A 17,493-nucleotide genomic window follows, 5' to 3' on the forward strand; every position below is an offset into this window, starting at 1 on the left:
TAGGAAATAAGTTTGTTAAATTATAAAGAGAATTTTATTGGCAGAAATATTAAGTCTGATGTGTTATCAGGCTTTGTGGTTGCTGTTGCTCTTATCCCTGAAGCTATAGGCTTTTCATTTATCGCTGGAGTATCTCCTACAGTTGGATTATATACAGCATTTATATTAGGTCTGATAACAGCTCTTATAGGTGGTAAACCTGGGATGATCTCTGGAGCAACTGGAGCGGTAGCAGTTGTATTAGTAAGCTTAGGTATTCAAGTTAAAGCATCACTTTCTCCTGAGATGTTAAATTCACTTACCCAGTCTGGTGAACTAAGTAGCTATATTTTACAATACATATTGTTATGTGCGATTATGGCTGGTGTTATACAAGTTATAATTGGGATACTTCGCTTAGGTAAATTAATTCGTCTAGTACCACAACCGGCAATGTATGGTTTTGTTAATGGTTTAGCGATAGTTATCGCGTTAGCACAAATACCATTATTCCGAGGTGAAGGAATTACAATGTATGTACTTGTTGGCGTAACTATGTTGATTGTTTACTTCTTACCTAAATTTACTGATAAAGTGCCTTCAGGTTTAGTTGCAATTATTGTTATAACTGCTGTAGTAGTATTCTTCAAACTACAAACAAAAAATGTCGGAGATTTAGCAGATATCTCTGGAGCATTTCCAAGTTTTGCATTGCCTAATATTCATTTGACTATGCAGTCATTTCTTATAGTATTACCTTATGCTGTGATTGTTGCACTTGTAGGGTTAATTGAATCACTTCTGACATTATCAGTGCTTGATGAGATGGATAATAAGCGCGGTAATGGTAATCAAGAATGTATTGCTCAAGGTACTGGTAATATTGTTTGTGGTTTCTTTGGTGGTATGGCTGGTTGTACCATGATAGGCCAGTCAATAATTAACTTCACAAATGGTGGACGCGGGCGTTTATCATCGTTAACAGCAGCATTGCTACTTATATCTTTTGTAGTTGCTCTATCTGGGTATATATCTTATATTCCTGTCGCGGTGTTGGCTGGTATTATGTTTATGGTGTGCATTAATACTTTTGAGTGGGAGAGTGTTAATCGTATCCGTTATATGCCAAATTCAGATAAGGTTGTTTTAGTAGCAGTTACAGTTATTACTGTATTTTCAGATTTAGCGATTGCCGTTATCTCTGGTGTGATTATCTCAGCTTTAGTTTTTGCTTGGAAGAGTTCACAAGTACACAGTCGTACTCATAGAGAAGATCAAAATATAAAAGTGTATGAATTTTTTGGGCCGTTATTTTTTGGCTCAACATCTTCGTTTAAAAGTTTATTTGATGTAAATTATGATCCAGAAAATGTTATATTAGATTTTGCTAACTCTAGAGTTATGGATATCTCCGGAGCTGAAGCAATAGATGATATTACTAAAAAATACTTAGATTTAGGTAAGAAAGTTACGCTTAAACATCTAAGTGAAGATTGTCGTAAAATACTTAAAAATGCAGGTCCATACTGTGTTTTTGAAGAAATAGATCCAACTTATAAACTCGCGAGGGATGTCTAATGAAAAAGATTAAAATAAATACTACTAATGCACCACAAGCTATAGGTTCTTATGAGCAAGCTATAAAAGTGGGAAACTTTGTTTATACTTCTGGGCAAATAGGTCTTAGAGCTGATGGAACAATGTCTGGAGAGTGCATCAAAGAGCAAACGACTCAAGTTATGCAAAACCTAAAGGCAGTTTTAGAAGCAGCGGGCTCAAGTCTAGATAAAGTAGTAAAAGCGACTATCTTTATCAAAGATATGACGGAGTTTAAGATAATTGATGAAGTCTATAGTTCATTTTTTGATGGTAATTTTCCAGCTCGTTCATGTGTTGAAGTCGCAAGATTGCCAAAGGATGTAAGAGTCGAAATAGAAGCAATTGCAATTACTAACTAGAAAATTACTTAGTTTTATTTTTAAAATTTCAAATTAATTTAGTTAAAGATATTTTCTCTAATTCATATCCAAAAAGTTTACTTAGGATACTAATATAAGCTATATTTTTATTATGACTTATAATTTTAGGGGTTAGTATGAAAATTTTTCGTCACCTATATGCTCAAGTTTTGTTAGGGATATTTATAGGAATATTACTCGGAATTTTTACGCCTAACTTTGCGATAGCACTCAAACCTTTTGCAGATGTTTTTGTTAAGCTTATTAAACTTATGATAGCTCCGATTATTTTCCTTACTTTGGTTTCTGGTATCGCGGCAATGAATGATCTGAAAACTGTAGGTAAAATAGGTGGAGTAGCATTATTATATTTTTTTATTATGACTATTGTAGCTTTAGCAATAGGGATGCTCACAGCAAATATACTTCATCCGGGTTTGGGGTTGAATATTAATCCTAACTCTTTAGATGCCAGTGCTGCAAAAGCTTACATGGGAGATGTAGAGCAAACTAGTGGAATTCAAGATTTCTTTATGAGTATTATCCCTGAATCGTTTGCGGGAGCTTTTACTGGTGGAGATATTTTACAGGTACTTTTTGTCTCAATACTATTTGCTGTTGGATTAGTGATGTATGGGGAGTCAGGAAAACCAATACTTGATGGTATTCAAAGTCTATCAAAAGTGTTTTTTAAAATAATACATGTCATTATGTACTATTCACCAATAGCAGCATGTACAGCTATTGGTTACACTATTGCAATGTATGGAACTGGTACTTTGATAGGGCTTATAGGCTTATTATTATGTTTTTATATTACCTGTTTAATATTCATAGTAGTTTTTTTAGGGATTATATTAAAGTTATATTGCGGTATAAATATTTTTAGGTTATTAGGATATATCAAAACAGAAATATTAATTGTTTTAGGTACTTCATCCTCAGAATCAGTTTTGCCAAATTTGATGGAAAAATTAGAAAACTTGGGCTGTGATGAATCAGTTGTAGGTCTTGTGATACCAACTGGATATTCTTTTAATTTAGATGGTACAGCTATTTATTTATCATTAGCGGCAATATTTATAGCACAAGCATTAGGCATAGAGCTTACTTTAAGTCAGCAAGTTTTTATGTTATTAATTATGGTAATTAGCTCAAAAGGAGCTGCTGGAGTTACAGGCAGTGGCTTTATAATATTAGCGAGTACTTTGAGTGCTTTGGGCGTAGTACCAGTTGCAGGTATTATGATTATCTTAGGTATTGATAGATTTATGTCAGAAGGGCGTTCAATTACAAATATGATTGGTAATACTATAGGAACTATTATTATATCCAAATGGCAGAATAAGTTGGACTTTGATAAGTTAAATAGTGAGTTGAGAGGGTAAACAAACATATCCTGTCTTTTTCAATACTTCTAGCAATCACAAAATCAATTAAATATAATCTTTTGTATAGATATATAAATATTTTTAATCTAAATGGCTCAAGCAAAAAACAAAGCAAATACCAAGTCTATGGAAGAGACTCTTTGGGATAGTGCAAATAAACTCAGAGGCTCAGTAGAGTCTAGTGAATATAAACATATAGTTTTAGGGTTGATATTTCTAAAGTTTGTTAGTGATACTTTTGAAGAACGCCGAGAACAACTAATCGCCGAAGGCAAAGAAGCATTTATCGACATGGTAGAGTTCTATACTATGGAAAATGTCTTCTATTTACCAGAAGAATCTAGGTGGTCATATATCAAGCAAAATGCTAAACAGGATGATATAGCTCTCAAGATAGATACAGCGCTATCAACTATTGAGAAAAATAACCCAAGTTTAAAAGGAGCGTTACCAGATAACTATTTCTCAAGGCTAGGACTAGATGTGAGTAAGCTCTCTAGCTTGATAGATACTATAAACAATATTAACACTATAGCCGATAAAGGTAATGATATAGTGGGACGAGTGTATGAGTATTTCTTGAGTAAATTTGCGATAGCAGAGGGTAAGGGTAAAGGTGAGTTCTACACGCCAAAATCTATCGTAAATCTGATAGCTAATATGATAGAGCCATACAAAGGTAAAATATACGATCCAGCTTGTGGTTCGGGTGGTATGTTTGTCCAGTCTATCAAGTTTATAGAAGCTCATAAGGGTAACAAAAAAGACATCTCAATCTATGGTCAAGAGTACACGGGTACTACATATAAACTAGCGAAGATGAATCTAGCAATTCGTGGAATTTCGGCAAATCTTGGTGATGTACCAGCAGATACATTTTTCAAAGATCAACATCCTGATTTAAAAGCTGATTTTATAATGGCGAATCCACCATTTAACCAAAAAGATTGGCGAGGAGCAAATGAGCTACTAGATGATCCGCGTTGGGCGGGATATGATGTACCACCTAAATCAAATGCAAACTATGGTTGGATACTCAATATGGTTTCTAAACTATCGCAAAATGGTGTAGCTGGTTTTATCCTAGCGAATGGTGCTCTAAGTGGTGGCGGTGAGGAATACAAAATCCGTAAAAAACTCATAGAAAATGATTTAGTAGAAGCTATTGTAATATTACCGAGAAATATGTTCTACACAACAGATATTAGTGTGACTATATGGATACTTAATGCTAATAAAAAACAAATAGAGTTTGAGCAAAATGGTAAGCAAAAGAGCCATAGAGATAGAACTAATGAGATTTTATTTATGGACTTACGCCAAAAGGGTGTGCCATTTGAGAAGAAATTTATTCAGTTTGATGAAGAAAATATCCAAGAAATATCAGATACTTATCATGCTTGGCAGTCAGTAGGAAAAACTACCCCGTCTTGCTCTGCAAGCCACCCCTTCAAGGAAGGGGAATTAGTTTATAAAGACATCCCAGAATATTGTAAGAGTGTGACTATAGATGAAGTCATTGCTAAAGACTACTCACTAGTACCAAGTAAATATATCGAGTTTGTAAATAGAGACGAGAATATAGATTTTGATGAGAAGATGAAAAATCTTCAAACTGAATTTAGTGAGCTACTAAAGCAAGAAGAGCAATCAAAACAAGAACTTCTAACAGTATTTAAAGAGTTGGGTTATGAGATCAAATTATAAAAAACTTGGTAGCTATATCCAGCAAGTAAGCATCAAAAATAAAGATTTAGAAGTCTCAAACTTACTTGGTGTAAGTATAACAAAAGAGTTTATTTCATCTATTGCAAATACTGTTGGTACAGATATGAGTAAATACAAAATTGTTCATAAAGGTCAATTTGCTTATGGTCCTGTAACTTCTAGAAATGGCGACAAGATATCAGTAGCTCTTTTAGAAGATGATAGTGCTATTGTATCTACTTCTTATACTGTATTTGAAATAATTGATAAAAATGAGCTTCTACCTGAATATCTAATGATGTGGTTTAGAAGAGAAGAGTTTGATAGATATGCTAGATATATGTCTCATGGAAGTACAAGGGAAGTTTTTGGTTGGGAAGAAATGTGTGATGTTGAGCTACCAATTCCATCAATAGAAAAACAGCGTGAGATAGTAGCAGAGTATTATGCAATTACAAATCGAGTCAAACTAAATGAGCAACTAAACCAAAAGCTAGAAGAAACAGCTCAAGCTATCTATAAAGAGTGGTTTGTGGATTTTGAGTTTCCAGATGAAAACGGCAAACCGTATAAATCAAATGGCGGTGAGATGGTTTGGTGTGAGGAGCTTGAGAAGGAGATTCCGAAGGAGTGGAAGCATGGAACAATCAAAGATCTTTTTGAGCTTCAAAGAGGCTTTGATTTACCTACACAAAATAGGGTTATGGGTGAGTATCCTGTATATGCATCTACTGGAATCTCTGATTATCATAATGAATATAAAGTAGAAGCTCCATGTGTTGTAACAGGGCGTAGTGGTTCGCTTGGTGAAGTCTTTTATGTTGATGAAAATTTTTGGGCATTGAACACAACTTTATGGGTTAAATCATTTAATAACTCTACCCCCTTATTTGCATATTTTATCCTAAAATCTATAAATTTATCTGATTTTAATGGTGGATCAGCAGTACCTACATTAAATAGAAATCATTTACATATGAGTGATATATATGTTCCTAGTATGAATGTCATCGAGACTTTTGAATTAAAAGCTAAAACGATATTTGAGCATAAAAAAATCCTAAAGAAAGAACATTCTAATTTAATAAGATTAAAAGAGATATTACTTTCAAAAATGGCAACTGTGGAGGGGTGAGGGTGAGTTCTAAAAATAGTCTGATTTCTATTGCAATACAAGTTGTGGTAGCTTTAGCATTATCTATTTCAATTTCTATTACAGACTCTTATTGGAAGTGGTTATTTGTGATCATTTTTTGTGCGTTACAAATATTAGTTTTATATTTTGTTAATAAAAATATCACGCCTATCGAGAAGTTTAGGCTTTATTTAAAAGATTCTAATAATTGGGATCAAAATAATGATTACACTTTTTTTTATAAAAAATGTCCTGAATTTACAATGAAAGAAATAGATGATCATATATTATAAAGGCAATGAAAAAAATGAATGGGCTATGGGAGAAATAGGTTTTAACTATTGTAGTGGAAATGATACATCCGTTTGGGGACTATATTATTATTCTACTCTTTTGAAAGAGATTATTGTTGTTTATTTTGATAGTGGTAAAAAAACAATAGTAAATCCTAGATGGGAAACCATGAATAAGGGAAGAATATATTATTACCTTAAAGATAGTATAGATTATGAATTTCAGCAGTTTTGGTCTTCTCAGCATGGTAATAAAGATGATTCTAAGGATCTCAACACAAAAAATGCGAACTTTAATAAATTTGATATCCCCATTTTTAAAAATACTAAAAAATTAAATTCATTTCTTGAGAAAAATAATTGTGATGATGGGGAGGTTGAGTCTGATGTTAATAATCAGAGTAAAATATTTTATAAAAATATTGAGAGTTATATAAGATGGAAAGATTTAAAGCAAGTGAAATTTAATTGTAAATGAGACCACCCCACCACCTTACGGTGGCACCCCTCCAGCGGAGGGGAATTTGGCTTATAGCTAAAGTTTGGTTAAATTCCCCTTCTGTGAAGGGGTGGATTGCGAAGCAAGACTTTGCAGTTTTAATTATCTATGGTTTTACTTTAGTATAACTCATGATGTATAATATAACCGTATAGCATTATAAGGAGTATCTATCATGGCAACACAAATAATCAGAAAATCTGGAAATGCAAGTATAGTAAGTATTCCAAAAAAATTCTTAGAATTATTAGGTCTACATGTTGGTGATGAGATTGATATAGATGTAAAAGATAAACAGATAACTATCAAACCACATAAGATAGAAACATTAGAGTCATTATTGGCAAATAGTGATAAGGAGAGCTTTAAAGTATTAGATGAAGATAGAGATTGGCTAGATGCTAAACCAAAAGGTATGGAAATATGAAATATATTCCAGAGCTAGGTGATATCGTTTGGTTAGATTTTGATCCATCAGCTGGTACAGAAATTATGAAAAGACGGCCAGCACTAGTACTAAGTAGGCAAATATTTAATGAGCATACAGGGTTTGTTATGGTCGCACCTATTACATCTACAGATAGAAACAATGAGTTTACTATTAAGTTACCAAACAAATATAAGACTAAAGGTAGTATATTGTGTTATCAGGCGAGAACATTGGATTACAATGTTAGAAAAATAGCAAAGATAGAGAGTTTATCAGCTGAATATACTAGCAAAGCCGTAAATATTGTCAAAATCATGCTAAGTTAAAACATATATGAACAAATTCACAGAAGAAAAACTAGAGCTTGCATTTATTGAGCTACTTGAAGAGCAGGGTATTAGCTACCAGTTTGGTAAAGAAATTATCCGTGATGATAAAGATGTACTTCTCAAAGATGATTTGCGTGAGTATTTAGCTACTAGATATGCAGATGATAATATCACTGCTAGTGAGATTACAACTATTATCCGTAAGCTAGAGGCTTATCCAGCTAGTGATCTATACGATACTAACAAGACTATCATGGAGCTAGTAACTAGTGGTTTTGACTTCAAACGAGAAGACCCTAAAGCCAAAGATATTCGTATTCATTTTATAGATTATCAAAATGTTGATGCTAATAACTTCAAGATAGTCAATCAGCTAGAGATAATAGGATATGAGAAACGCATACCAGATGGCATAGTTTATATAAATGGTTTGCCTCTAGTAGTCTTTGAGTTCAAAAGTGCTATCCGTGAAGAAGCAACTATCAAAGATGCTTTTGATCAGCTAACAGTCCGCTATAGAAGAGATATACCAGAGCTTTTTAAATATAATGCTTTTTGTGTCATTAGTGATGGTATCAATAATAAGGCTGGTTCTCTTTTTGCTCCGTATGAATTTTTCTACTCTTGGCGAAGAATTACAGGTGATGAAGTCGATGTCGATGGTATCGCCTCTATGCACTCAATGATACAGGGGATGTTTAACCGTGAGAGATTAGTCGACATTATCCATAATTTTATCTATATACCTGATAAATCCCACAAAGAAGAGAAAATAGTTTGTCGCTATCCGCAGTATTATGCCACCAAAAAGCTCTATGATAATATTATTCAACATCAGAAACCTCATGGCGATGGTAAAGGTGGTACATACTTTGGTGCAACTGGTTGTGGTAAAAGTTTTACAATGCTTTTCTTAACGCGTATGCTGATGAAAAGTATTCATTTCTCAAGTCCTACTATTGTGATTATTACAGATAGGACAGATTTGGATGACCAACTTGGTAAGCAGTTTGCAAATGCTAAAAAGTTCATTGGTGATAATACAGTTGTCAGTGTCGAGAGCAGGGCAGACCTAAGAGCTAAACTAAAGGCTCGCGAAAGTGGTGGTGTATTTCTAACTACTATTCATAAGTTTACTGAAGATTTGGATATTCTCAGTGAGAGAAATAATATTATCTGCATATCTGATGAAGCACATAGAAGCCAGATAAATCTAGATCAAAAAATCAAATTCACAAAAGATGGTATCAAAAAATCCTATGGCTTTGCGAAGTATCTGCATGATTCATTACCTAATGCTACTTTTGTTGGTTTCACAGGTACGCCGATAGATGCAACTTTAGATGTCTTTGGTAATGTAGTTGATAGCTATACTATGACAGAGTCTGTTAGAGATGAGATTACCGTTCGCATAGTTTACGAGGGAAGGGCTGCAAAAGTATTGCTAGACAGCTCAAAACTGCAAGAGATTGAGAAATATTATCAAGAATGTGCCGAAGCTGGAGCCAATGAACACCAAGTAGAAGAAAGCAAAAAAGCTATGACAAACATGAGTGTCATACTTGGTGATATTGATAGAATTAGAGCGATTGCAAAAGATTTTGTAGAGCATTATGAGCAGAGAGTTTCAGAGGGTGCTACTATCAAAGGCAAAGTTATGTTTGTCTCTAGTAGTAGACAAATTGCTTATGCTTTATTTAAAGAAATCATAGCTTTGCGTCCAGAGTGGAATATCAAATAAGCTTGTGAAGATACAGCAGAGCTCACAGACAAAGAAAAGAAAGAGATACTTCCATTAGAGAAAATCAAAATGATTATGACTCGTAATCAAGATGATTGTGAAGAGTTATATAATCTACTAGGCACAAAAGAGTATCGCAAAACTTTAGATACTCAATTTAAAAATGAAAAATCTAACTTCAAAATAGCTATAGTAGTTGATATGTGGCTCACAGGTTTTGATGTGCCATTCTTAGATACTATCTATATTGATAAGCCAATCCAACAGCATAACCTTATCCAAACTATTTCGCGTGTTAATAGAAAATACGCAGGTAAAAATAAGGGCTTAGTAGTTGATTATATCGGTATGAAAACTGCGATGAATAAGGCTCTTAAACAATTTTCTAGTATTGATAGCCAAAACTTTGAGGATATAGAAGCATCTATAGTAGTAGTTAAAGATCAGCTAGATTTATTAGCAAAACTTTTTCATAAATTTGATAATAGTAAATATTTCTCAGGTTCACCAGTTGAGCAACTAAATTGTCTAAATTTTGCTAGTGAATATATCCAGCTAACAAAAGAGCTAGAAAATAGATTTATGTATATCGTTAAGAGACTAAAAGTAGCTTATGATATTTGTTGTGGCGCTGATGATTTTTCAGACCATGAGAAAGATCTTATACATTTCTATTTAGCTGTGCGTTCTATAGTTGTCAAACTAACCAAAGGCGAAGCTCCAGATACTGCTCAGATGAACAAAAGGGTAGCCAATATGATAGAGGAAGCTATCAAGAGTGAAGGTGTCGAGGAGATATTTAAACTTGGTAGTGATGATGAATCAAAGATTGATATTTTTGATGAGGATTATCTAAACAAGATAGATAAAGTAAAATTACCAAATACTAAAATTAAGCTACTACAACAGCTATTAGCAAAAGCTCTAGAAGACTTTAAAAAGGTAAATAAAGTCAAAGCATTAGACTTCTCTAAAAAGCTTAATTCACTTGTAGAAAAGTATAATGAGCGTAAAGAGCAAGATATTTTGGTTAGTGATGTTTTAAATGACTTTACAGATGAGATTGTCGATTTATAGATAACTATGTATAAAACTAATATGCATAACACTGTTCCACGGAGCAATTATGTTTTCTGATATATGCTTTTTTCTCAGACCATTTACTCTCTATTGGATTTAAATCTGGTGAGTATGGAGGTAAAAACTCTATAATATGCCCTGCATCACGAATCATTTTTAACATATCTATATTTTTATGGAATGTAGCATTATCCATTACTATAACAGTTGTAGTTTTTAAGATAGGTAATAAGAAATGTTTTACCCAAGTTGTAAACACAGTCGTATCAATATTGCTTGTAAATAGTCCAACAGCAAATAATACCTTGCCAATCAAAGCACCTATGACATTGGTTCGACCTCTAGCTCCCCAGTTGCATACCCCATAACATCTTTGCCCTTGTGTAGAGTAACCATGAGTTCGGGGCATATCTAAGGCATGACCAGATTCATCAAGATAACATATAGGTAACCCTTGATCTTTATAAGATTGAATCTTATTCCTGAATAATTCTCGCCTCTCTTCGTCTACTTTGGGGTGAATTAGAGTTTTTTTTATATGTAATATTTAACTTTTTAAGGTTATAGCTTATACAAAACTCACTTACGACCAACCTAGTAGCTCTTTCTTGTAAATAACTATCAGGATAATCTATAACGTCTTGTTTTAGCTTATTCATATCAAGTTTTGTATTAGGTTTATTTCTAGTGCCTTTAGGAAGATTCCCTTTTAACCATTGTTGGATACTTCTAACACTTATATTAAATTTATCAGCCAAGATTAGAAAACTCATACCCTCTGATTTTAACTTTAATACCTTCTTTATAAAGTGATGTGAATAGGCCATAGCTTAAATAAAAAATAGTATACTACTTTTATTAATAGTTAGCTATATATCATGCTCTTAAAAAAGAAAGAGAATCTTTTGGTGATCTAGGTATCGACTTTGAAGAAAAAGCTTTTTATGACATCTTAAAAGATATAGCTATTCGATATGAATTTGACTATCCAGAGGATAAGCTTATAGCTCTAGCAAAAGAAGTCAAAAAAGTAGTTGATGATAAATCAAAATATACTGATTGGAATGTTAGAGAAGATATCAAAGCTACACTTAAAGTTGAGCTGATTTTACTACTTGCTAAACATAACTACCCACCGATTGATAGAGATGAAGTTTTTAAAGAGATCTTTGAGCAAGCTGAGAATTTTAAGAAGAATAGGTAGTTAAAGCCTAACAACTCTATCAAAACTTTCCAAAAGCTTAGCATTATGAGTAATAAAAATTACAGTCTTATTTTGCATAAGCTTAACTAAGTTTTCAAAAACTAATCTTTCAGTCTCTTTATCAAGTCCTTCAGTTGGCTCATCTAGAATAAGTATAGGCTTATCTTGTAAGAATGCACGCGCTAAAGCAAGGCGTTTTTGCTGACCACCTGATAATTGTCTACCAAGCTCACCAGTCCAAGTATCTAGTCCTTTTGGTAGAGATTCAACATGTTTTTTAAGTTCTACTTTTTCTAATGCTAAAAGTAGCTCTTCTTCAGTTGCATTATCTTTAGCAATCTTTAGATTTTCTCTAATGGTTGTGTTAAAGATATGCGGAGACTGATTAATTACAGTCATTAAATTTCTAAGTTGATCTTCGTTAAATTCCTTGATATTTCTATCGCCGATAGTGATTTCACCACTATTAACATCCCAGAATCTAGCAAGTAGGTTAATAATAGTAGATTTGCCTTTTCCTGTTGGTGCAAATAGCGCTATTTTTTCATTTTGTTTGATTTCTAAACAAAAATCTTTAAGTACTGATTGCTCTGCATTATAGCCAAAATCAACATTATTGAAGCTAATACTATAGTTATCTAAGCTAATGTCAGAGTTTGTTGGATACTCAACATCTGCTTTAGCATCTGTAATATTTAATATCCTTTTTGAAGCAGAAATTGTCTTACCTAAATACTGATATGCTAGTGGTAATGGTATAATTGACTCAAACATCGCCATTATCGCCAAGAATATCAAAGCAATAAATGCACCACTTATATAGCCGCTTTGAGTTAGTTTAACTGCAAAAACTGTTACCATAACTACAGTTAATCCTAATGCCAAAGTCATTAAAGCACTACCAAAACCACTTATAAAGCTGATTTTTTCTTCTCGGCTTAATAGTTTAGAGTTTTGTTGCTTTATATTCTTGAGATGTTTATCTTCTAAGTCAAAGATTTTAAGCTCTGCTAAAGAGTTAACATGTTCTGTGATATTTGTTTTTAATTCAGCACTAGTGTGATTAAGATCTTGAGTTTTTTTCATGGCTAATAGGCTACTAACCAGTGGTATTACAAACCCTATTAACAGCAATGCTATAAATGTCAGTAGTGCAAGGCTTAAACTAAAGAAACTAAATAATATAGCTATAGTTATACTTGCTAAGACAAATACAACAGTTGGGGAAATTATACGAATATACAGATTATCTAATGCGCCAATATCATTGACTAGACGTGTAAGTAAGTCACCACTTTTATATTTGTATAAATGAGAAGGTGCAAGTGGTTCAAGCTTTTGATAGAACCACACACGGATATCTGTGATTATTCTAAAAGTTGCCTCGTGTGTGAGTATTCTTTCGCCATATCTGCTTAGTATTCTACCAAGTGAGAAAGAGCGTACACCAGCAGAAGGGTAAAAATAGTTAAATGAAGTTGCAATAGCATAGGTAGTAGTAGCTAAATAACCAGTATATGAGATAAACCAGCCAGATAGCGACATTAATCCTATGCCCATAAGTATTGCTGACCATGCAAGTAGAGTACCTAAGAGCATCCATTGAGTTTGATTTTTAAACAGCTTTATAAAAGGTATTAAATTTCTCATGCTGTTACCTCATTTCTATAGAAGTTATAGAACTCACTATTTTGATCGCTAACTAGTTTTTCAAATGTTCCTGTTTCAACTATTTTTCCATCTGCTAAGACTACAATTTTGTCAACACACTCTAGGAAACTTAGTTTATGAGTGAGCATAATCACAGTTTTATCATTCCAATTTGATTTAAGTGAGTTGATGATTTTTTCCTCACTATCTTTATCTAGACTTGCTGTAGGCTCATCGAGAATTAGGATATCATGAGGTTTTAGATATGCACGAGCTAAAGCTAATCTTTGTGCCTGTCCTCCAGATACTCCAATATTTTGTTCGCCAACTTCAGTATCTAAGCAATTTGCAAGAGAGCTTATAAATTCATTTAAATCGGTATTTTGTAAAGCTTGATTTATTTGCTCATCTGTTGCATTGCTATTAGCCAATAGCAAATTATCCTTGATAGAACCTTTGAATAATGATGAGTTTTGTCCTAGCCAAGAGATATTTCTAAGCCAAGATTTTTCTTCAAGATTTTTTAGCTCAATAGTGTTATTAACTAAGATATTGCCTTGATATTTTATAAAGCCAAGTAGCGTATTTATCAGTGTGGTTTTACCTGCGCCACTAGCCCCAACTATAGCTATTTTATCCTTATCTTTAATTCCTAGAGAAATATTATCAAGAGCTATTTTATCATCATATTTAACAGTCAGATTCTTAATACTTATAGAGCTTACTTTATCACTAAATATTTCATTTCTTTCTTGATGAGATGGTTGCATCTCAAATATTTTGGCAATTTCTAGAGCAGCACCAACTGCTTCAGCTTTTGCATGATAATGTGTACTAAGCTCACGTAATGGCATAAAAAATTCTGGAGCAAGTAGCAGTATAAATAAACCACCTTGTAAAGTTATATTATCTATTGACCACCAGATATTATTCCCTGAACCTGTATTTATGAAACCCATACCAAGATATATCGCAACTAGAGCGATAGAAGCGGCAGCAAAAAGCTCTAATACAGCCGAAGATAAAAAGGCAATTTTAAGAACTTTCATTGTACGAATTCTATAATTATCAGATGCTAGAAAAATAGTTTGACTATGGTTTTTACTTCTATTAAAAAGCTTAAGTGTAGTTAGACCTTTGAGCGTATCTAGAAAAGTTAGACTCATTCTAGCAAGTGCTTTAAAATGCTTTTGGCTTTCAGATTCAGCGCCTAAACCAACTAATACCATAAAAAGTGGAATAAGTGGTGCGCATATGAGTAGAAGAATTCCACAGACAATACTTTGAGGAAATATAAATACTAAAACAGCTAAAGGTAATAGTCCTGATAAAGTTATTTGTGGTAAAAACTTAGTCAAGAAACCTGTTAATCCTTCGACTTGCTCCATAGCACTGGTTACTATGTTGGCATTAGAAGTTTTATTAAGCTCAATAGGGCCTAGACTATTAACATGAGCTAAAATATCCTCACGAATTTGTTTTTTGACCATTGTTGCGGCTTTGTAGCTTACTATTTCTCGGATCCAACTTAGACCAGCTCTAATTAATACAATCACAATAATCAAAACAAAATAAGTGCTTAGTTGGCCTAATGTTGAATTTTGTAGATATGCCTCATAAGAAATATGAGCAAGTAAGTATAGTTGACCTATTAGTAGTAGACCACTTATGAAAGCTATTAATACAGTTAATTTAATCCATTTTTTAGCAGGATATGATATTTGTTTGAGCCATTTTCTAGCTACTTTTTTATCTTCTTGAGAAGCGTCTGAAAGCATTTAGATATTTGTTAATTTTAGTATTGTTTAAATTATACAGTATAAACTTCTTAAACCTAGCTAAACTCAGCTCCAAAATATAGTAAATTTATAAGTTTTATGATAATTTCTATATTAACCAAATAAAGGTTAAGGGGAGAATATGCAAAATAAATATTTATATATAAAGAATGATATTGATAGTGATTTAAAACCAGTGAGAAAATTGGAAAAATAAATCAAAGAACATGCATGATTATAAACAAAATTATTGAGATTTATAACCTAATATGAAGTTGTAGATAAAAAGTAAAAGGAGAGTTATTATGAAAAAAGTGGCTTTAACATTAATTACTACGATAGGTCTATCTGTATCACCAGTGTTTGCTAATGAAGGATTAACTAATTCAGCTACACAAACAGATTCATACCAAACGGGTAAGAAATTAGGTCAAAATGTCAGACAAGTACAAACTGATATAAAAACTACTGCAGCTGAAGTTTCTAATAGGTTAGGTCAAACTTCAACAGATGTTGAAAAAGATGCTTCACAAGCTGCTGATACATTAGTGAATAAATCCAAAAATGCTAAAAATGTGATTGATGCAAAAGCTAGTCAAGCCTCTCAATCATTAGGACAAATAGTAGATGATGCTGAGAAAGACACCTCGCAAGCTGCGACTACAGTAGTTAATAAAACCAAAGCTGCTCAAGCTAAGCTGATAGATCAGACAAAACAAAGCGAAGTTGCATTAGGAAAAATGGCAAATAATAGCCAAAATAAAGCACAAAACTTCAAACAAGGCTTCGATGATGGCAGTGATAATACGTTCTAGCTAAATATATTATGGTGATAGTTGTATGAAAAAATTACTTAGAAGGATTATCAAAAATATAAATATTCCTCTTGTGATTTTTTTGATAATTGTAGGAACTTTACTTTTAGTAGCAAATAGTAGAAGTGAGCCTATAAAAGCTGCTAAGGAAACAGTTAATAAAGCCGTTAATAATGTTTCAAAAACACTCAATAATGCTGCTACTAGTAGTAATTCTGTAGATTAGATTTTTATTTAATTATAAATATTGTTGGATTAATTTTTATCTGGGTAATTACTTTGTAAAGTAGATGAATATTCCAATATATCATCGATAAGCTTGAGGCAGCTGCAAGACCATATACGCCCCAATAAAGTGTAAAAATTATTCCTAGCACTATATTTATGGCTAGAGCTATATAGAAAGCAAAACAGGTGTTTTTTTCATATCCTGCCATATTTAGAATAGTAGCGACACAACCAGAGAGAACATTTATTATTTGCCCAACCATTAATATACAAAAAATAAAATATGATGTAGCATATTGTTTGCCATACATTAAAGTAATTGGATATCCACAAATAATGAGCCCAAAAATTGCAAATATTGAGAGTATAAAGATAATCCTAGTATAAGAAGTTATTTTATTTTGAAATTCTTCCCTAGAACAATTTTTATAGTCATCAGCAATTTGCGATAGGACATTTGAATTAACCGCATTTAAGACAAAACTAACTAATGCGCCAAGTTGTAGAGCAACACCATACAGAGCAACATCTGCTGGAGTTGCTAGGGCTTTTAAGATTATGATGTCTATTTGTGATAATAATAATAACCCCCATTGCATTAAAGCAAATGAAATGTTACTACCAATTGGCTTTGAGCTAGTAAAGGTATATTTTGAAGTTTGAATGAGCCATATTGATGTTGTATATATCGTCATCATAATCATCATTGAACCGATAAGCAAAGCAGTATCTTTTATATAAAAAGACATGAAAATTATTGTTAAAAAAAGCATGATAATTCTTAGACCAAGTTGAAGTAAGTTAGCGAGGATAACGACTCTTCTGGCAACAAAGAAAGATTGAAATATATTTGCCATAAAAAATGGTATAGCAAATAATAATGCAAAATTTTCTATTGAATTATCATGATGTTTAGAATGTTTATAAAAAATTATTATAGCAATTATTATAATTACTATAGTGAAGCCGCGCTTGAAATACCAATTATGAACTAAAAAAGTTTCTTTATTTCTTTCAAACTTATCGACTAAGTCCGATTTTCCCCAAGTTCGAGCTAGAATACCACCGCCACCCATTGTCGCGATTACAGCTAAAATAGTTGCAACTGTAACACCAAAAATATAAAAACCATAATCGCTAATAGTTAGATGTCTGGCTAAAAGAATAGCAGTAATAAATGCACAAGCTTGACCTAGGGCTTGGACAATCATTGTTTGTAGCGATCTTGATAATATGTGATTAGAACGGATTTTATTTATCAATGTTTTTATTAATG

The 17,493-nt window shown here is 32.7% G+C and carries 16 protein-coding genes and 2 pseudogenes; 13 read left to right on the forward strand and 5 right to left on the reverse strand.

Annotated features, from left to right (window positions below; all coding sequences use genetic code 11):
- Window positions 1–12 precede the first annotated feature (12 nt).
- The 10 genes and pseudogenes from FSC454_RS02915 to FSC454_RS10220 all read left to right on the forward strand — a co-directional run.
- Entirely contained in the window at window positions 13–1,557 is a 1,545-nt protein-coding gene (locus tag FSC454_RS02915; protein ID WP_066046860.1) for a SulP family inorganic anion transporter, read from the forward strand.
- Window positions 1,557–1,937: a RidA family protein gene (locus FSC454_RS02920; RefSeq protein ID WP_066046862.1), complete on the forward strand. Its 381-nt coding sequence runs from the start codon at window positions 1,557–1,559 to the stop codon at window positions 1,935–1,937. Before FSC454_RS02915 ends, FSC454_RS02920 begins: the two co-directional genes overlap by 1 nt.
- Before the next feature lie 137 nt (window positions 1,938–2,074).
- Entirely contained in the window at window positions 2,075–3,325 is a 1,251-nt protein-coding gene (gene dctA, locus FSC454_RS02925; protein WP_066046864.1) for a C4-dicarboxylate transporter DctA, read from the forward strand.
- A gap of 93 nt (window positions 3,326–3,418) precedes the next feature.
- Window positions 3,419–5,035, forward strand: a complete 1,617-nt coding sequence (locus FSC454_RS02930; RefSeq protein WP_066046866.1) for a type I restriction-modification system subunit M — start codon at window positions 3,419–3,421, stop codon at window positions 5,033–5,035.
- A complete protein-coding gene (locus tag FSC454_RS02935) occupies window positions 5,019–6,170 on the forward strand; it encodes a restriction endonuclease subunit S (RefSeq protein WP_066046868.1) in 1,152 nt (383 codons plus the stop codon). The genes FSC454_RS02930 and FSC454_RS02935 overlap by 17 nt, the downstream gene beginning before the upstream one ends.
- Window positions 6,171–6,172: 2 nt before the next feature.
- On the forward strand, window positions 6,173–6,463 hold the full coding sequence (locus FSC454_RS02940) for a hypothetical protein (RefSeq protein ID WP_066046869.1): 291 nt from the start codon (window positions 6,173–6,175) through the stop codon (window positions 6,461–6,463).
- Complete coding sequence (locus FSC454_RS02945; protein ID WP_066046871.1) at window positions 6,447–6,941, forward strand: hypothetical protein; 495 nt, start codon at window positions 6,447–6,449, stop codon at window positions 6,939–6,941. Before FSC454_RS02940 ends, FSC454_RS02945 begins: the two co-directional genes overlap by 17 nt.
- A 196-nt stretch (window positions 6,942–7,137) precedes the next feature.
- Window positions 7,138–7,389: an AbrB/MazE/SpoVT family DNA-binding domain-containing protein gene (locus FSC454_RS02950; RefSeq protein ID WP_003035998.1), complete on the forward strand. Its 252-nt coding sequence runs from the start codon at window positions 7,138–7,140 to the stop codon at window positions 7,387–7,389.
- Entirely contained in the window at window positions 7,386–7,718 is a 333-nt protein-coding gene (locus FSC454_RS02955) for a type II toxin-antitoxin system PemK/MazF family toxin (RefSeq protein WP_014549563.1), read from the forward strand. The genes FSC454_RS02950 and FSC454_RS02955 overlap by 4 nt, the downstream gene beginning before the upstream one ends.
- 7 nt (window positions 7,719–7,725) lie before the next feature.
- Window positions 7,726–10,536, forward strand: a pseudogene (locus FSC454_RS10220) (type I restriction endonuclease subunit R); the annotation flags it as partial.
- Between the two features lie 19 nt (window positions 10,537–10,555).
- Here FSC454_RS10220 and FSC454_RS02965 read toward each other — a convergent pair.
- A complete protein-coding gene (locus FSC454_RS02965; RefSeq protein ID WP_197456248.1) occupies window positions 10,556–11,089 on the reverse strand; it encodes an IS630 family transposase in 534 nt (177 codons plus the stop codon).
- Complete coding sequence (locus FSC454_RS02970) at window positions 11,019–11,369, reverse strand: IS630 transposase-related protein (protein WP_066045226.1); 351 nt, start codon at window positions 11,367–11,369, stop codon at window positions 11,019–11,021. The genes FSC454_RS02965 and FSC454_RS02970 overlap by 71 nt, the downstream gene beginning before the upstream one ends.
- Before the next feature lie 44 nt (window positions 11,370–11,413).
- On the opposite strand from FSC454_RS02970, the pseudogene FSC454_RS02975 reads away from it, so the two are divergent.
- Window positions 11,414–11,746: pseudogene (locus FSC454_RS02975) on the forward strand (type I restriction enzyme endonuclease domain-containing protein); the annotation flags it as partial.
- On the opposite strand, the gene cydC reads toward FSC454_RS02975, so the two are convergent.
- Complete coding sequence (gene cydC, locus FSC454_RS02980; RefSeq protein ID WP_066045959.1) at window positions 11,747–13,396, reverse strand: heme ABC transporter ATP-binding protein/permease CydC; 1,650 nt, start codon at window positions 13,394–13,396, stop codon at window positions 11,747–11,749. It lies immediately after the preceding pseudogene.
- Window positions 13,393–15,174 (reverse strand): heme ABC transporter permease/ATP-binding protein CydD, encoded by a 1,782-nt coding sequence (gene cydD, locus FSC454_RS02985; protein ID WP_066045962.1) that lies wholly within the window; start codon window positions 15,172–15,174, stop codon window positions 13,393–13,395. Before cydD ends, cydC begins: the two co-directional genes overlap by 4 nt.
- 305 nt (window positions 15,175–15,479) lie before the next feature.
- Between cydD and FSC454_RS02990 the strand changes: the two genes are divergently transcribed.
- A complete protein-coding gene (locus FSC454_RS02990) occupies window positions 15,480–15,989 on the forward strand; it encodes a rotein (protein WP_066045964.1) in 510 nt (169 codons plus the stop codon).
- A 25-nt stretch (window positions 15,990–16,014) separates the two neighbouring features.
- Window positions 16,015–16,215: a hypothetical protein gene (locus FSC454_RS02995; protein ID WP_066045966.1), complete on the forward strand. Its 201-nt coding sequence runs from the start codon at window positions 16,015–16,017 to the stop codon at window positions 16,213–16,215.
- 4 nt (window positions 16,216–16,219) lie between these two features.
- Here FSC454_RS02995 and FSC454_RS03000 read toward each other — a convergent pair whose 3' ends face one another.
- A complete protein-coding gene (locus tag FSC454_RS03000; protein WP_066045969.1) occupies window positions 16,220–17,479 on the reverse strand; it encodes a lipopolysaccharide biosynthesis protein in 1,260 nt (419 codons plus the stop codon).
- Window positions 17,480–17,493 lie beyond the last annotated feature (14 nt).

Origin of the sequence: Francisella hispaniensis FSC454, assembly GCF_001885235.1 — a bacterium.
GTDB classification, from domain to species: Bacteria; Pseudomonadota; Gammaproteobacteria; order Francisellales; family Francisellaceae; genus Francisella; species Francisella hispaniensis.